The organism is Mitsuaria sp. PDC51 (assembly GCF_900113225.1).
Taxonomy (GTDB): Bacteria; Pseudomonadota; Gammaproteobacteria; order Burkholderiales; family Burkholderiaceae_C; genus Roseateles.
Genome location: NZ_FOZE01000002.1, coordinates 1417983 through 1433723, shown reverse-complemented (window position 1 = coordinate 1433723; position 15741 = coordinate 1417983). Strand labels below are relative to the sequence as shown.

Below are 15741 nucleotides of genomic sequence, written 5' to 3'. Positions count from 1 at the left end.
GCTTATACGACGCGGGACGCGCAGCATCTGATCACCTGCTGCACGCATGCAGGAACATGTGAGAAGCCGGCGCAACACCTGACCCCGGAAAGCGGAAGGCCTCCTTTCGGAGGCCTTCACACTCTTTACACTGGGTCGCGCCCTTTCGGGTTGTCTAGCCAGCGCGTGGGGGGCGACTGTATGCCGCCGATGACGGCCTGGCAACCGCTCCAGTGCCCCTCAGGACGGCGACCACTCAGCCCCGCGCCTCCGACGGCTGCGGCCGGCTCGCCGCCGCAACCGGGTCGAGCAGGCCCTGCACCTTGGCGCGAAGCTCCTCGACGCTCACATCGTGCGGCAACGGCGCCCCGACCTTCACCTCCAGCCGCCGTCCCGGGCGCAAGCTCCCCAGCCGCGCGGCGGTGGATTTGCCGTTTCTCGCGAACGCGGTCTCCCACAAGCCGCTCAGGCCCACCGGGATGACCGGCACCGGGTTGGCGTCGAGCATCCGGCGGATGCCGGGCTTGAACTCCGCCAGCTGACCATCGCGGGTCAGCGCGCCCTCGGGGAAGACGCACACCAGCTCGCCGTTGCGCAGGGCCGCATCCACCGCGGCCAGCGCCCGCTCGAGCGTCTCGGGTTCCTTCTTCGCCGACGCGATGGGAATGGCGTTGACCTGGCGGAACAACCACGACAGCACCGGCACCCGGAAGATGCTCGCGTCCATCACGAAGCGGATCGGCCGCGGGCAGAGCGCGCTCAGGACCAGCGCGTCCACGTAGGAGACGTGGTTGGGCGCCAGGAGGGCCGGTCCCTCCTCGGGAATGTGGTGGGCGCCCGTGGTGCGGAGCCGGTAGATCGTGTGGACCACGAACCAGCTCAGGAAGCGCCACAGGAACTCGGGAACGGTCCGGTAGATGTAGATCGCCACCAGCGCGTTCAGGCCGGCGCAGATCAGGATGATGCTCGTCACCGAGACGCCGTAGGCGAGCAGGCCGGCGGACATGCCGGCGGCAATGACCATCGCGACGGCATTCAGGATATTGTTCGCGCTGATGATGCGCGACTGCCGCTCCGGCGCGGTGCGCAGCTGGACGAAGGCGTACAGCGGGACGATGAAGAGGCCGCCGAACAGGCCCAGCAGCGCGACGTCGCCGAGGACGCGGAGGCTGCCGCTGGTGGCGAGGAACTGGGTCCAGGTCAGCGGCAGGCTGGCCGAGGAGGCATGCAGCGCCGCGGCGAAGCTGTCGCAGGACCAGGCCAGGTCCGCGGTGAACAGCGACAGGCCGATGGAGCCGATGGGCACCAGGCCGATCTCCACCTTGTGGCCCGACAGGCGCTCGCACAGCAGCGAGCCCGCCGCGATGCCGATGGAGAAGGTGGCCAGCAGGACCGTCACCACCGTGGTGTCCCCCTGCAGCACTTCCTTGCCGAGCCCGGGGATGTGCGAGAGGACCACGGCGCCCACGAACCAGAACCACGAGATGGCGAGCAGGCTGTTCCAGACGCCTTTGCCCTCCCGCTTGCCCATCTTCACCGTCGCGAGGGTCTCGGACACCACGCTGAAGCGGAGCTTCAGGTCGGGCGCCGCCTCGCCGGTGGCGGGGATGAACAGGCTGGAGGCCAGGCCGACGATGGCGAAGGCCAGCAGCGCGATGGACAGCCAGAGCGGGTTGGTCGTCATCGCGGCCATGACACCGGCCACCAGCGTGCCCAGGAGGATGCTGAGGAAGGTGCCCATTTCCAGCAGGCCGTTGCCGCCGGTGAGCTCCTCCTTGGCCAGGACCCGCGGCAGCAGCGAGTACTTGACCGGGCCGAAGAACGCCGAGTGGCAGCCCATCGCGAAGATGGAGGTGAGCAGCACTGGCAGGCTCTTCATGTAGAAGCCCGCGCTGGCCACGACCATGATCGCGACCTCGGCGGCCTTCACCGCGCGGATGACGCGGGCCTTGTCGAACCGGTCGGCCAACTGCCCGGCGTAGGCCGAGAACAGCACGAACGGCAGGATGAAGAGACCCGCTGCCATGTTCGCGACCAGCCCCGCGGACAGCGTCGTGTACTCGGTGGCGTGGAAGGTGACCAGCAGGATGACCAACTGCTTCAGGAACGAGTCGTTGAACGCGCCGGCCAGCTGCGTGGCGAAGAACGGTCCGAACCTGCGCTGCCCCAGCAGGGCGAATTGACTGGTGTGGGAAGAGTCGCTCATGGGAGGGCTCGCTGAGGGAGTCAGGGGGGAGGGTGGGGGCGTCGGGGGGAGGGCCCGGTCAGGGGCCGGCCGTGACGCGCTGCGTCGCCTGGCCGCGGCCGGTGCGGTTCAGCCAACTGAAGATCGTGTCGGCTGTCGTGGTCTCGATGTGGCCGGAGAAGCGGCGCGCCGACGGATGGTCGTCGAAGGCGACGTTGGCCATGCCGATGCGCGCGCCCAGCCGCTTCGCGGTCGACAGGCGCAGGTCCGACGGCGTGTAGCCCTGGCGCTTGAGCCAGTCCTGCGCCTGGGCGCGGTTGAAGACCTCGCGCGGCGCGGCCGCCGCGGCCAGGGTCTCCAGCGCCCACTGGTTGCTCTGTTGGTACTCGCGCGACCAGGGGTAGGCCACCATGCTGTAGGCCGGCGTGTGCATGGCCGCGGCCCGCGCGTTCTCGCGCAGCAGCGGCAGCAGCGCCTGCTGCAGTTCGGGCTGCAGCACCGAGAAGGCGGCCTCGTAGCGGGCCGGGTTGTCCATGAAGAACTCGCCCAGGCCCTGCCGGTACAGGTCGGCCAGCGCCGTGCCGCACTGGTTGAGCTTGTGCATCACGCGCCAGACCGGCTTGGCGCTCGCGCCGCTGCCCGCCGTGTCGCGGTAGACGAAACCCACATGCGACCAGCGCAGGCCGTACTCGGTTAGGTCCTGGCCGGCGCGCGCGAGCAGCACCACCTCGGCGCCGCTGCGGTCCAGCGCCGCGGCGGTGGCCTGGGCGAGGTCCATGCCGCGGCGGATCTGGTCGGGCGAGGGCGGCTTGTCCTCGCACGGCCGGCCGGCCTGCGCCGGACCGGCCACCAGCAGCGCGCCCAGCGCGGCGGCGACCAGCAAGCCCCGGGGGTGCGCGACGCTCATGGCGTGACGCGGTCCCGGTGGGTGACGCGTTCGTTGTGGAGCAGCGAGGCGCCGATCTCGTTGGGGATGAAGGCGATGGCCTCCCCGGCGGCGGACAGCACGTAGCCGGTGCTGATCGCGGTCACGACGACGGCCGTGCCGATCGAGGTCGCGGCGCCGGCGACCACCTTGCCGGAGAACTCGACGCTGAGGCGCGCGCCGTCGGACGCGCGCTCCAGCACCCAGACGGTGCCGCGGGCGGTGCTCTCGATGGCGACGACCACGAAGGCCGCGCCGGCGGACAGCACCACCGACGGCGCGACCACCGAGATGGCGACCGGCACCGCGGACAGCGCCGCGCTGGCGTCGCTCGGTCCGCCGTGGGCACGGGCCGCGCCGCTGGCGCCCAGCAGGGCGAGGGTGGTGGCGGTCAGGACGCTGATCAGGGACAGGCGGGCACGCATGGCGGAGCTCCTGGAAGGCGGGCGAGCGGGGCTTGGACGGGGCGGCGAGGCGGGCGGGCGCATCACTCGGCGGCCGCGACGGCTTCGCGGTGGGCCTCGCGGCGGCCTTGCAGGCGGGCCTCGGCGAGGTCGGCCTCATGTGCATCGCGCAGCATCTTCGCCAGCGTGAACACGTTGGAGATCAGGTAGAGCCAGCACACCAGCAGGTAGGCCTTCCAGACGGGCTGGATCTCCATGCGCCACAGGCCCCAGCCGGTGAGCGCCATGGCCAGGCCGAAGCCGCTCCACACCACCAGGCCCCACATCGGGGTGTCGGTGCGGGTGGCCTGGTTGTCGCGGATGTACTTGGACAGCGCGAAGGCCGTGGACAGGCAGAACACATAGCCCATGACCATGAAGGCCCGGTCCAGGTCGGCGCCCGGCAGCCAGGCCAGGCCGATGGCGCACAGCGCCACGCTGATGCCGAAGGAGATCCACACCTGGTAGCGCCAGGCCTGCGTGTCGCGCTGGACGCGGATGTGCGGGGTGTTCATGTCGTCGTTCCTCCTCGATGAAAGGTCCCTCGGGACCGATGGGTTGCCGGTGGCGATGGCGCGACTGTCGCCGTCCTCGCCCGGGCCCCCCTGATGTTTGGCGGCGAGTATCGCGCGCCGCCCGTTCCGGTATCGATCCGTGCTACCGCGCGGGACGGCCCGGTTCAGGGGGGGCGATCAGGCGGGCGTCGGGCCGAAATGCCGGGCGGTCCCGTAGACCGACGCCCCCAGCGCTTGCCCTTGCCAGCGAGCCAGCCGCTTGAGGGCGAGATCAAACATCAGGGGGTGGTGGTCCCGCAACGCCCCCAAAGGAGCGACGTGGCTCTCATCGAGTACCCCCGCCCGGACGAGTTGCGGCAGGCGCACCAGCGGCAGCACGCCCGGCAGCGGGTAGTCGGAGCCATGCAGCAGCCGGTCGTGCCAGTCCTGGCGGCGCAGCACCGGCCGCTGCGGTATCGCGAGGCGGCCCCCGCGGGGTCGATCAGCGCTACCGAACTGCGCTAACGTCCGCCGCCATGGCGAGCACGCAATCCCTCATCGACCTCATCAAGGCCGAGCTGAAACAGGCCGGCATCAGCTACGCGCAGCTGGCGACGGCGCTGGACCTGTCCGAGTCCAGCGTCAAGCGCATGTTCGCCGCGGGCGGCGAGATGCCGCTGTCGCGGATCGATGAGCTGTGCCGCGTCCTCAAGACCGACTTCGCCGAGCTGTCCCAGCGCCTGGCGCAATCCCAGCCGCTGCGCCGCGAGCTGACGCTGCAGCAGGAACGCGAGGTCGTCGCCGACGAGAAGCTGCTGCTGACCGCCCTGTGCTGCCTGAGCCAATGGAGCTTCGAGCAGATCGTGGCGACCTACCGGATGAGCGAGGCCGACGTGACGCGCGCGCTGGCGCAGTTGGACCGGCTCGGCATCATCGAGCTGCGGCCGCTGAACCGCTATCGGCTGCAGGTCGCCAAGACCTTCCGCTGGCGACCGCAGGGGCCGGTGATGGGCTTCTTCCGCGAGCACGTCATGCAGGACTTCTTCGCCGGCGGCTTCGACAACGATGCGGAACTGCTGATGCTGGTCCATGGCCAGCTCAGCCCCGGCATGGCGCGCGAACTGCGCGACCGGCTGCAGCGTGTCGCCGAGGACTTCGCCCGCCAGCACCTGCTCGACCAGAAGCTGCCCGACCACGAGAAGCGCCAGTTCACGCTGGTGATGGGCATGCGCTGCTGGCTGTTCGAGCGCTTCAAGCACCTGCAGCGGCCGGCCGGTGTCACGAAGGCGATGAGCCGCTGATCGCGCCTGTCACCAGAACTCCCAGCGCCCGCTGTACACGACCCAGATCCCGAGCACGCCGTTCGTCACCGCGTGCGCGATGACGGCCGTCCACAGCTTGCCGGTGCGCACGTAAAGCCACGCATAGGCCGCGCCGGCGACGATCGCCGCCAGCCACAGCGTGTGCGCGAGCATGAAGACGAAGGTCGAGAGCACGATCGCCCGCAGGCCCGCCGCTCTGGGATCGACGCTCTCGAACCGCGGGCTGGCGATCCAGCGCATCAGGAAGCTGCGCCAGAAGAGCTCCTCCATCACCGGCACGACCAGAGCCGCGCCGATCCAGCGCACCGCGATCAGCGGCCAGTCCGGCGTGCCCGCCGCGGTCATCGGCACGAAGGGGGCGGTCGCGTCGCCGAGCCGCATCCACGGCGCATCCAGCGAGATCCACAGCCCGAAGACGACCAGGCCGACGACGACGCTCAGTCCCGCCTCGCCGGCCGTGGGGCGGTTCTGGCGGGCGAACTCGCCGTAAGCGCGCCAGAACCAGGCCAGCGCGCCACCGACCACGACGAGGTTCAGCGCATAGATCCAGCGCGGGTCGAGGCCCCAGGCGTTTTCCTCGGGCAGGGCGCCCCGCAGCGCCAGCAGCGACATGAAGAGCGCGAACGGGACGATGCGGGCCCAGGCGGCTTGACTCAATGGCATCCGGCGAATGTAGCGGCCCGGCGCGACAGCTCCATGCGGACAACCGAGCCCCGGTCAACGGTGCAGCGAGAGGCCCTTGGCCGCTTGGTCGACCGCCTTCCTCGGGCCCCGCAGCGCCAGGCCGACCAGGTCCGGCCGATCCGCGTCGCCGGCCAGGAAGACTTGGCGGTTGGCCTCATCGTGACCGGTCGAGAACATCGCGTGGACATAGGGCACCAGCGTCAGACCGGCGTCCAGGCCCTTGCGGTGCGCCGCCTGCAGCCCGGCGAGGTCCGCCTCGAAGACCAGCATCGGCTGACCCAGCATCGCGGTGTAACGGCGCCCCCGCGCATCGACGTAGGGCTCGCCCAGGGCTTCCGGTGCCGAGGCGGCCACGCCGGTGGCCAGGAAGGCCACGACGTTCAGTCGTTGCCAGGTCGCGAGGTCGTCGCGGACGATGAGCGCCACTTTCGTATCAAACATGGACATCGCACGGCGTGCTTCAACAATGAAGCCGTCATCGTCTGCGCGTGCCCGGCTCGGGGTCTAGAACGTTTGTGCAGCGGCGCCGGTAGTCGGCCGGTGTGAGGCGGTAGGCGCGCTGGAACCAGCGGCCCAGGTGGCTCTGGTCGGAAAAGCCGACCGCCGTGGCGACCTCCGATGGCCGTTTGCCCTCGGCGAGCAGCGCCCGCGCCGCGCGCAGCCGCAGGCTCACCAGGTAGGCATGCGGCGACTGGCCGAAGGCCTGCTTGAACTGCCGCGTCAGCCGGAAACGGTCCATGCCGGTGTAGGCCGCAAGCTCGTCCAGGCCGATGTCGCCGGCCATGCCGTCGTGCAGGAAGTCCCGGGCGCGCACCATCGGGCGGGCGGCGTCGCCGCGCGGCGGCGACTCGCCGAGCTGTCCGGCGAGCAGGCCAATCAGCGCATCGAGTTGCTGGTCACAGGCGAGGCGGCCCTCGTCGAGGTGCAGCGCCAGGAAGGCTTGCCGGATGGCGGCGCAGAGCCGACTGTCGTCGGCCAGCGTGTGGCGGAAGGCGGGCTGCAGCGCGCTCAGCCCGCCCAGCTCATGGCGGGCCAACAACTGCGCCGTCCAGGCCTGCGGGAGGTACAGCATCGCGTAGGTGAAGCCACCGGCCTCCGGCGCATGGCCGTCATGGATGGCGCCCGGCTCGATCAGGATCGCCCGGCCGGGCGTGCTCGTGTGCAGCGAGCGGTGGCAGCGGAAGCGCTGCACCCCCTGCAGCGTGACGCCGATGAGCAGTTCGTCATGTCCGTGCGGGTCGTAGGCGTGGCCGTCGAAATGGGCGCGCACGGTCTCGATGCCGGTGCGTGCGTCCCGCCGCAACTGGAGCCAATGACCATCCGAGGCCGCGTGCGTCGCTCCGTCCGCCTCCTTGGCCTTCACGGCCGTCGTCGTCATGGTCGTCATCGCCGTCGCCACCATCGTCGCCGTCGTCCTGCCTGCGGGAAGCCGTCGTCGATCATCCGCCGACATCGCGGACCGCGCCGAACGCATGGCGCAGCGCCTCGATCGCGTGCCGGACCTTCGCCGGCTGCGCATCGCGCTGCGGCGTCATCACGTAGACCGGCAGGGTCGGCAGCGACCAGCCCGGCAGCAGCGGCAGCAGGCGACCCTGCGCCTGCGACTCGTCGACGTCCTCGGCGCCGAGCATGGCCAGGCCCATGCCGGCCTCGCAGAACTGCTGCAGGCTGAGCTGGTTGTTGCTGCTGGCGCGCGGGCTGATGCGCAGCATCTCCTCGCGGCCCTCCGGGCCCACCAGCGAGAAGCTCCGGATCGCGCCCGTGTCCGAGCGCAGCAGCAGCCAGTCGTGCCGCGTCAGATCCGACATCGAGACCGGCACGCCGCGGCGCGCCAGGTAGGCCGGCGCCGCGTAGAGGCCGACCGTCTTCTGCCCGATCCGCCGCGCCGCCCAGCTGCTGTCGGGCAAGCGGCCGAAGCGCACCGCCAGGTCGATGCGCTTGGCGACGAGGTCGGTGAAGCCGTCGTCGACCTCCAGGTGCAGGCTCAAGCCCGGATGCGCCGCCAGCAGCGGCGCCAGCGCCGGCCCGATCTGCCGCGCCGCGCCGACCGGCGCGCTGATCCGCAGTTCGCCTTCCGGCGCGTCGCGCAGGTGGTTCAGCTGGGACTGCGCTTCCCGCGCGGCCGCCAGCATGGCCTGACAGCCCTGCACGAAGCGCTCGCCGGCCGGCGTCAGGCCGATGCGGCGCGTGGAACGGTGCAGCAGCGTGACGCCCATGTCGCGCTCCAGGGCGCGCAGCTGCTGGCTGACGGCGGAGGTGGTCGTCTGCAGCTGCCGGGCCGCCGCCACCAGGCTGCCCTGCTCGACGACGGTGGCCAGCACGGCCATGCGGCGGAGTTGATCCAACATTGCGGGGATTGTGTAGGCCGTCTAAAGAATGAAGGCGGATTCTGAGGACTTCATCGGCGATTGTGAAGTTCCTACAGTGGATCCCGTCGCGACGCTCCTGTCGCATCCCCCCGAATTCCTCGGAACCACCCTCGGAATCTCCCTCGAAAGGACCCCCCATGAAAGTCGCCCTGATCGGACCCACCGGCTTTGTCGGCAGCGAAGTGCTCAAGGAGCTGCTGGCCCGCGGCCACGAGGTGATCGCGCTCGCGCGTGATCCGTCGAAGCTCGAAGCGCGCAGCGGCCTGACCGTGGTCCGGGCCGATGCCAAGCAGGCGGACCAGGTGGCCGCGGCCGTCGAGGGCGCGGACGCGGTCGTCAACGCCTTCAACCCGGGTTGGTCGGTGCCGGACATCCACACCGAGTTCCTGGAGGGCACCCGCGCCATCTATGCCGGCGTGAAGCGCGCCGGCGTGAAGCGCCTGCTGGTGGTTGGCGGCGCGGGCAGCCTGTACGTGGCGCCGGGCGTGCAGCTCGTGGACACGCCGGAATTCCCGGACCAGTGGAAGCAGGGCGCGCTGGCCGCGCGCGAGGCGCTCAAGCTGATCCGCGACGAGTCCTCGCTGGACTGGACCTTCCTGTCGCCGGCCGTGCACCTGGAGCCGGGCGAGCGCCGCGGCAGCTACCGCGTCAGCCTGGACACGCCGGTGATGGACGCCCAGGGGCCGGCCCATGTGTCGACCGCCGACCTGGCCGTCGCGATCGTCGACGAGCTGGAGCGCCCGCAGCACATCCGCCGGCGCTTCACCGTCGGGTACTGATCGCGTCGTCCGCACCCGCGGACGCGGGCGCTCAGGCGCTCTGCTGCTCGAGCAGGTAGTTGGCGTCGTCGTACTGGCCGAGCGTGTCCACCAGCGTGGGCAGGCATTCGGCCAGCTTGTCGTGCAGCACGAAGGGCGGATTCACGACGAACATGCCGCTGCCCATCATCCCGAAGCCGCGTTCGTCCGCCTGCGCGACGGTCAGGCGCACATGCAGCCAGCCCTTCTTCGCGACGGGCTCGGCCGCGGCCTTCAGGCGCTGCACCAGCTGCACCGACTCGACCGTCTGCAGCTGCGGATACCAGATCGCGACCGTGCCGTCGGCGAAGCGCTGCAGCGACTCGCGCAGCGCGGCCACGACCTTGCCGTAGTCGGCCTTGATCTCGTAGGGCGGGTCGATCAGCACGACGCCGCGGCGCGACGGCGGCGGCAGCTCGGCCTTCAGCGACGCGAAGCCGTCCTGCTGCAGCACCTGGGTGTTGGGCCGGTCCTCCAGGTAGCTCGCGAGGATGCGGTGGTCGGTGGGATGCAGCTCGTAGCAGCGCAGCCGGTCGTCGAAGCGCATCAGCATGCGCGCGATCGCCGGCGAGCCGGGGTATTGCTCCAGCTTCTTGCCGGGGTTGAAGTCGTGCACCAGCTGCACGTACTGCTGCAGCGGCCCGGGCAGGTCCTTGCGCGCGTACAGGGCGGCGATGCCGCCCAGGTGCTCGGCGTTCTTCTGGGCGTAGCGGCCGTCGAGCGCGTAGCCGCCGGCGCCGGCATGGGTGTCCACCACGGTGTAGGCCTTGTCCTTCTCCGCCATGTAGCGGAGCACCTCGGCCAGCACCAGGTGTTTGAGCACGTCGGCATGGTTGCCGGCGTGGAAAGCGTGTCGGTAAGCGAGCATGGGCAGGACTGTAGCGTGCCGGCCCGGGCCTCACAGCTGGAAGGCGCCCGGCGAATACGGCGTTCCCGCCGGCACTTCCTGGAGCGCGCACGGATGCAGGTACTGCATCGCCGGCTTGAGCCGCTGCCCGTCGACCGTGCCCGCGTCCACCGCGCGCCCGATCAGCGGCGAGGCCGGCCGCAGCCGGAAATCGAATCGGTCCGGATCGACGAAGCTGTCCAGCTCGACGAAGTAGTTGTGGTGCTGTTCCCGGTCGGGCCCGGCCGGCAGCTCCTGCTTGCCGCACAGCAGGTTGTTGATCAGCCGCAGCTGCTGCGCCCGCTGCGCCATCCGCAGGTAGACGCCGCCGGCCTGGCGCCGGTCGACCAGCGTGTTGTTGATCAGGTGCAGCTCGTGGCGCCGGTGCGTCAGCCCTTCGCTGCCGTAGGCGATGAGGTGGTAGTTCTCGGTCGACGGGCTCTGCTGGATCAGGTTGCCCATCACCAGCGCCAGGCCGCCGTTGGGGAACTCGAGCTCGAAGCTCGCGCGGCCGGTTTCGTCGGTCAGCCGGTTGTAGAAGATGTGGTTCACCGCCGCCCGCGACTTCAGCAGGTGGCCCGAGGCGCCGTGGTGGAAGTAGCTCGCCAGCACCGTCAGGCGGCCGATCGCGCCGACGTAGCAGGTGTGGGTGCGGCCCTCGCCGGGCGCGATGGGCCCGAAGTCGCAGGACTCGATGCGCAGCTCCATCGTCGGATCGTTCCCGGCGAGCAGGCCGTTCTCGTTGTCCTGGAAGCGGCAGTCGCGCAGCGTCAGTGATCCGCGCTCCAGCCGCACGCCGGCGCCGTTGCGATCCGGCACGCGGGCGCCGATGAAGTCCAGGCCCTCGATCGTCATCCGTCGGCCGGTGGTGACGAAGATGCCCTTGCCCTGCGCATGCGCCCCGTTGGCCAGCAGCCGCACCCGCCCGCCGACGGCCCGCAGCGTCAGGTCGTCCTGCGGCCAGACGGCCACGTCGCCGGGGTAGTCGCCGGCCTGCACCTCGACCGTCATGCCGGGCCGCGCCTGGGCGGCGGCCGCGGCGAGGGTCTTCACCGGATGGTCCGGACCGACGCGCAGCACCGCCGTCGCGCCGGCCGGGGCCTGGGCTCGCGCCCCGATGAGCCAGGGTGGCAGCGCCAGCAGGGCACCCGTGCGCAGCCACTGGCGACGGTCGACGCCGAGGACGGCACGACGGGGATCGAACGGGGAACCGGATGTCATCGGGGCCTCCCAGGTCATGGCGGGATCAGCATCGCGGGACATGCGCCGGGCCGGCAGGGCGCGTCGGCGCGCGTCATGCACACGTCAAAGCCCGGTCGGGCGCGCGCCGGGCGGGACAGCGCGCCATGGACGTGGCGCCCCGCGCGGACGGGCGAGTGTAGCCAAGCGACCTGGCGCGCCTGCGGCCCGCCGCCAAGCCCCCAGCGAGCGTCCGGACTGTCGCCAAGGCGCTGCGCCGGCCGGGTTCGCTCGCTAAGCTGCGGCCCATCCTGAACCGGCGCCCCGCGTGGGCGCCTTCGCTTTCCCTTCCGCATTCCAGAGTCACCATGCCCAGTCTCTTCGACCCCCTGCAAGTCGGCGCCGTTTCCCTGTCCAACCGCGTCGTGATGGCGCCGCTGACCCGCAACCGCTCCGTCGGCCTGGTGCCCGGGCCGCTGGCCGTCGAGTACTACCGCCAGCGCGCCTCGGCCGGCCTGATCATCAGCGAGGGCGCCCAGATCATTCCCGAGGGCCAGGGTTATCTGGACACGCCGGGGATCCACTCGCCCGAGCAGATCGCCGCCTGGAAGCAGGTCACCGACGCGGTGCATGAAGCCGGCGGCAAGATCGCCGTGCAGCTGTGGCACGTCGGCCGCATCTCCCATGCGGACTTCCAACCCGCGGGTGCCCCGCCGCAGTCGGCGACCGACCGTCAAGCCAAGAGCAAGACCTTCACCAAGGACGGCTTCGTCGACGTGGCGGCGCCGCGGGCGCTGACGACCGAAGAACTGCCCGGCATCGTGCAGGCCTACGTCCACGCGGCCCATGCGGCGATGGCCGCGGGCTTCGATGCGGTCGAGGTGCACGGCGCCAACGGCTACCTGCTGGATCAGTTCCTGCGCGACAGCATCAACGACCGCACCGACGCCTACGGTGGCTCGATCGAGAACCGCGCGCGGCTGCTGCTCGAGGTGATGCAGGCCATCGCCGAGGCGATTGGCGCCGACCGCACCGGGCTGCGCCTGTCGCCGGTCACGCCGGTCAACGACGCGGGCCAGGACAGCGATGCCCAGGCGCTGTTCAACCATGTCGTCGAGCAGCTGTCGCCGATGAAGCTGGCCTTCCTGCATGTGATCGAGGGCCACACCGGTGGTCCGCGCGATGTCGCGCCGTTCGACTACGGCGCGCTGCGCAAGCGCTTCAAGGGCGTGTACATCGCCAACAACGGCTACACCCGGGAGATGGCGATCGAGGCGGTGTCCAGCGGCCACGCGGACGCGGTGGCCTTCGGCCGCAGCTTCATCTCCAATCCGGACCTGGTGCGCCGGCTGCGGCTCAATGCGCCGCTGCAGAAGGCCCATTCGGCCACGATGTACGGCGGCGGCGCCGAGGGCTACACCGACTATCCGGCGCTGGCGGACTGAGCGGGGCGCCGCAGGACGAGGGTCAATCCTTGCCCTTCGTCTTCGACCGGAAGAGCTCGGCGATCGAGACCTCGCGCGGCCCGGGCCGGACGGTGAAGGCCTGCCCCGCCGCGATGGTGCCGGGCTGCCGCACCGCGAGGTAGAACCCGCACCAGCCGCTCTGGGTCATCATCTTCGCGGCCTTGTTGAAGCCCATGACCGCGTTGAACTTGAAGCAGGGATAACGCGGCTCGCTGATCGCGAGCTCGCAGTCGGGGAAGACCAGCACGTCGCCGATCCAGGCGTCGCCTTCGAGCAGGCCGGTGATCGACAGGTTCTCGCCCACCGCGCCCCAGGGCAGCGGCGCCTCCCAGCCCGCGACCTGCGCCTGGGCGCGCACCGTGCGCCAGAAGTCGTAATGCTCGGCGGGGTACGCGTAGACCGCCTTGGACAGGCCGCCGTGGACGCTGGGATCGGCTTGCTCATCGCCCTCCACGCCGAGGGGGCGCACCTCGCGCGCCTCGGCCACGGGTTGCTTGCGGATGCCGGTCATCACCGGCCGGCCGTCGATGAGCAGCGGTTCAGCGCGGGCCGTGTTCAGACTGATCAGTTGCATCCGGCGATTCTGCCGCAGGCGTGGTTTCGACCAGGCCGGGCTCGCGCTGGCGCAGCGCCTCGCGCAGGGCATCGAGCTCGCGCGCCTGATGGCGCTCGCGCCGCAGGTGCTCGAGCGCGAAGGACAGGTCGCCGGCCATCTCGTCCAGCAGTCCCATCACCTGGGGATCGAAGAAGTCCGGCTCACCCGCGAGCAGGCTGAGCGCGCCCACCACCTCGCCGCCGCGGCGCAGCGGAAAGGCCGCCATCGATTCGACGCCCGGCGGGATCAGCGGCGCCCCGGGCGCCGTCAGGCTCGGATCCTCGAGCGCGCGGTTGCTGACCTGATGTGTGCCCTCGAGGACGGCGCGGGTCGCCATCGAGCTCCGCGCGAACGGCGCATCGGCACGCCAGCGCTGCGGCGCGCCGGGCATCAGGCGGTCGGCGGGGCCGTGGTCGGCGACGCGCTCGAAATGATCGCCATCGACCAGCACCACCGCGGCGAAGCGCGCATGGCCGGTCTCGACGCAGATGCGGCACAGGTCCTCGAACAGGTGCTGCTCCGCGCGGGGATCGTAGAGCGCCTCGGCCTCGCGGCGCACGATGCGCTGGTTGGTCTGCGACAGCGCCTGGTAGAGCCGCTGCAGCCGTTGGCGCGACTCCTGGCCGGCGCGGCGCTCCTCGTCGTAGCGGGTCCAGACGGTGCAGACGACAACGCCGCACAGGCCCGCGGTGAGCAGCACCAGCAGCAGGCCGAGGTGGGCGGCGTCGGTGGCGCCCTGCCGGGCGCGTTCGGTGTCGACGCGCGCCTGGCTGAGCTGGAAGGCGATCAACTCGTCGAGCATCCGCATCGTGGCCAGGCGGCGCTGGTTGAGCTCGCGCAGGGCGTCGGGGGTCGGCGGCAGGTTGGCGGTCAGCGCGGCCCAGAGCTGGTCCAGCTGCGGCTGGGTGCGGGCGATCAGGGCCGTCTCCGCCGGCGCCATGCGGGTGGCCAGGTAGCGCCGCCAGAGCGCGCGGGTGGCATCGGCCAGGCGACGGCCGGCGCTGTCCAGCTGCGCGGCGTCGGGCTGCTGCGCCTGCGCGATCAGCAGCGCGCCCAGGTGCTGTGCGCCGAGCGTGTGCTCGATCTCCCGCAGCAGGTCCACCGGCACGAGGCGGTCTTCATAGAGGGATTGCGCGATGCCGGCCAGCCGGCTCGACTGCCACCACCCCAGCAGCGCCGACGCGGCCACCAGCGCAAGCGCGAGGCCCAGGACCAGGTACAGGCGGGCGCGGAGGCTGAGGCCGGTGGGAGCGGACATGAGCGTCGGGAACCTCGCGGTGGACGCGCCGAGCATAGGGGCTTTCGACGTGCCGGCGCGGCCCCGGCGGGTCGGGACTTGCCCGAGCAGCGTGGGGGCACAACGCTGGCCGGTCACCGGCGGAGTGCCTCGCCGGGTGAGCTCAGGTCCCGCTTACGGGGGGCCTTCAGCGGGGCGCCGTGCTGGCCCGGACGGCGAGCACCACGCCGAGGCTGACCACCATCACGCCAAAGGCGGTCAGCGCGGTGGGCGACTCGCCCAGCAGGGGGATGGCCAGCAGCGTCGCGAGCACCGGCGCCAGCGCGCCCACCATCGCGCACTTCGCTGCGCCGAGCAGTCGGATCGACATGCCATACAGCAGCGTCGAGAACAGGCCGACGCCCACGCCCTGGACCGCGGCGAACATCAGCAGCTCGTTCACCGGCGCCGCCGCGAGTCGCGACTCCACCAGCCCCGAGCCGACCAGGGCGGCGAGCGCGACCACCGACGGGTAGGTCACGACCATGACGCCGGACAGCGGGTCCAGCCCCGCCAGCCGCAGGCCATGGGTGTAGATCCCCCAAAGGAGGCTGGCGAGCAGCAGCACGCCCGCGCCGACCATGGCATGCGGCGATTGCGCGCCGAACCCCCACACCATGAGGGCCACGCCCACCAGGATGAGGGCCAGCCGCCGCATCCGCGCGGGGGAGACCGGCTCCCGCCACAGCAGCCAGCCGATCACCGCGAAGGACACCGGCGTGGTGCCGGCGATGAGCGCGCTGACATGCGCGGCCGAGGTGAACTTGCCGCCCAGCGAGGCGATCAGGAAGAAGGGAAGTCCCGCGCCACAGGCCACCATGACCCAGCATTTCACCGGCAGCGCCCGGAGCGCGGCGAAGCGCGAGGGCAGGAAGGGCGCCATTGCGAGCGCCGGCACCAGGAAGCGGATCAGCGCCACGTCGGTGGGCGCGAGGCTGGAGCTGCCGATGGCGCGGATCGACAGCGAGAAGCTGGCCCAGATCACCAGCGTCAGGCCCATCGTCAGCCAGCCCACCCACGGGCGGGGCGGCGCGGCGATCGAAAGGGGGGAGGCGGAGATGGGCTGGAGGGACTTCATGGCGTTCTCGTCGGACCCGGGAATTCTCGATTCGCCGGTCCAGCGGAAGCGTTCAAAGTCACG

17 protein-coding genes are annotated in these 15741 nt (G+C 71.1%); 3 read left to right on the top strand and 14 right to left on the bottom strand.

Annotation, left to right across the window (positions count from 1 at the left end; all coding sequences use genetic code 11):
• Positions 1-235: 235 nt before the first annotated feature.
• From BM393_RS17730 to BM393_RS25335, 5 genes are all read right to left on the bottom strand, one after another.
• Positions 236-2185, bottom strand: coding sequence for an MFS transporter (locus BM393_RS17730; RefSeq protein WP_091729374.1), 1950 nt, complete (start codon positions 2183-2185; stop codon positions 236-238).
• Between the two features lie 58 nt (positions 2186-2243).
• The gene (locus BM393_RS17725) at positions 2244-3071 is read right to left on the bottom strand and encodes a DUF2145 domain-containing protein (RefSeq protein ID WP_091729369.1); all 828 of its coding nucleotides are present in this window, start codon (positions 3069-3071) and stop codon (positions 2244-2246) included.
• Positions 3068-3514, bottom strand: a complete 447-nt coding sequence (locus BM393_RS17720) for a hypothetical protein (protein ID WP_091729364.1) — start codon at positions 3512-3514, stop codon at positions 3068-3070. The genes BM393_RS17725 and BM393_RS17720 overlap by 4 nt, the downstream gene beginning before the upstream one ends.
• Before the next feature lie 62 nt (positions 3515-3576).
• Positions 3577-4047, bottom strand: a complete 471-nt coding sequence (locus BM393_RS17715; protein WP_091729361.1) for a YiaA/YiaB family inner membrane protein — start codon at positions 4045-4047, stop codon at positions 3577-3579.
• A 177-nt stretch (positions 4048-4224) separates the two neighbouring features.
• Positions 4225-4488 (bottom strand): hypothetical protein, encoded by a 264-nt coding sequence (locus tag BM393_RS25335; RefSeq protein ID WP_141225380.1) that lies wholly within the window; start codon positions 4486-4488, stop codon positions 4225-4227.
• Positions 4489-4562: 74 nt separating this feature from the next.
• On the opposite strand from BM393_RS25335, the gene BM393_RS17705 reads away from it, so the two are divergent.
• Positions 4563-5327 (top strand): helix-turn-helix transcriptional regulator, encoded by a 765-nt coding sequence (locus BM393_RS17705; RefSeq protein WP_091729355.1) that lies wholly within the window; start codon positions 4563-4565, stop codon positions 5325-5327.
• Positions 5328-5336: 9 nt separating this feature from the next.
• Here the strand turns inward: BM393_RS17705 and BM393_RS17700 are convergent, their stop codons facing one another.
• The 4 genes from BM393_RS17700 to BM393_RS17685 all read right to left on the bottom strand — a co-directional run bounded on the left by BM393_RS17700 (position 5337) and on the right by BM393_RS17685 (position 8380).
• The gene (locus tag BM393_RS17700; RefSeq protein WP_091729352.1) at positions 5337-6011 is read right to left on the bottom strand and encodes a CAAX prenyl protease-related protein; all 675 of its coding nucleotides are present in this window, start codon (positions 6009-6011) and stop codon (positions 5337-5339) included.
• A 54-nt stretch (positions 6012-6065) separates the two neighbouring features.
• Positions 6066-6473 carry a DUF2000 domain-containing protein gene (locus tag BM393_RS17695; RefSeq protein WP_091731769.1) on the bottom strand — a complete coding sequence of 136 codons (408 nt, stop codon included), beginning with the start codon at positions 6471-6473 and terminating at the stop codon, positions 6066-6068.
• Between the two features lie 34 nt (positions 6474-6507).
• The gene (locus BM393_RS17690; RefSeq protein ID WP_091731766.1) at positions 6508-7410 is read right to left on the bottom strand and encodes an AraC family transcriptional regulator; all 903 of its coding nucleotides are present in this window, start codon (positions 7408-7410) and stop codon (positions 6508-6510) included.
• Between the two features lie 61 nt (positions 7411-7471).
• Positions 7472-8380, bottom strand: coding sequence for a LysR substrate-binding domain-containing protein (locus tag BM393_RS17685; protein ID WP_310732153.1), 909 nt, complete (start codon positions 8378-8380; stop codon positions 7472-7474).
• 158 nt (positions 8381-8538) lie between these two features.
• Here BM393_RS17685 and BM393_RS17680 point away from each other — a divergent pair, with 158 nt between their 5' ends.
• Positions 8539-9180: an NAD(P)-dependent oxidoreductase gene (locus BM393_RS17680; RefSeq protein WP_091729349.1), complete on the top strand. Its 642-nt coding sequence runs from the start codon at positions 8539-8541 to the stop codon at positions 9178-9180.
• 31 nt (positions 9181-9211) lie between these two features.
• On the opposite strand, the gene BM393_RS17675 is transcribed toward BM393_RS17680, so the two are convergent.
• Together BM393_RS17675 and BM393_RS17670 are read right to left on the bottom strand one after the other, a co-directional pair.
• On the bottom strand, positions 9212-10066 hold the full coding sequence (locus BM393_RS17675; RefSeq protein WP_091729347.1) for a 23S rRNA (adenine(2030)-N(6))-methyltransferase RlmJ: 855 nt from the start codon (positions 10064-10066) through the stop codon (positions 9212-9214).
• Between the two features lie 30 nt (positions 10067-10096).
• Positions 10097-11305, bottom strand: coding sequence for a right-handed parallel beta-helix repeat-containing protein (locus BM393_RS17670; protein WP_141225379.1), 1209 nt, complete (start codon positions 11303-11305; stop codon positions 10097-10099).
• A gap of 326 nt (positions 11306-11631) precedes the next feature.
• Between BM393_RS17670 and BM393_RS17665 the strand changes: the two genes are divergently transcribed.
• Positions 11632-12708, top strand: coding sequence for an alkene reductase (locus tag BM393_RS17665; RefSeq protein WP_091729342.1), 1077 nt, complete (start codon positions 11632-11634; stop codon positions 12706-12708).
• 22 nt (positions 12709-12730) lie between these two features.
• Here the strand turns inward: BM393_RS17665 and BM393_RS17660 are convergent, their stop codons facing one another.
• The 3 genes from BM393_RS17660 to BM393_RS17650 form a co-directional block, all read right to left on the bottom strand.
• A complete protein-coding gene (locus BM393_RS17660) occupies positions 12731-13303 on the bottom strand; it encodes an MOSC domain-containing protein (RefSeq protein ID WP_091729337.1) in 573 nt (190 codons plus the stop codon).
• Positions 13269-14582 carry a GAF domain-containing protein gene (locus BM393_RS17655; protein WP_175538392.1) on the bottom strand — a complete coding sequence of 438 codons (1314 nt, stop codon included), beginning with the start codon at positions 14580-14582 and terminating at the stop codon, positions 13269-13271. The genes BM393_RS17660 and BM393_RS17655 overlap by 35 nt, the downstream gene beginning before the upstream one ends.
• A 166-nt stretch (positions 14583-14748) precedes the next feature.
• A complete protein-coding gene (locus BM393_RS17650) occupies positions 14749-15678 on the bottom strand; it encodes a DMT family transporter (RefSeq protein WP_091729330.1) in 930 nt (309 codons plus the stop codon).
• Between the last annotated feature and the right edge of the window lie 63 nt (positions 15679-15741).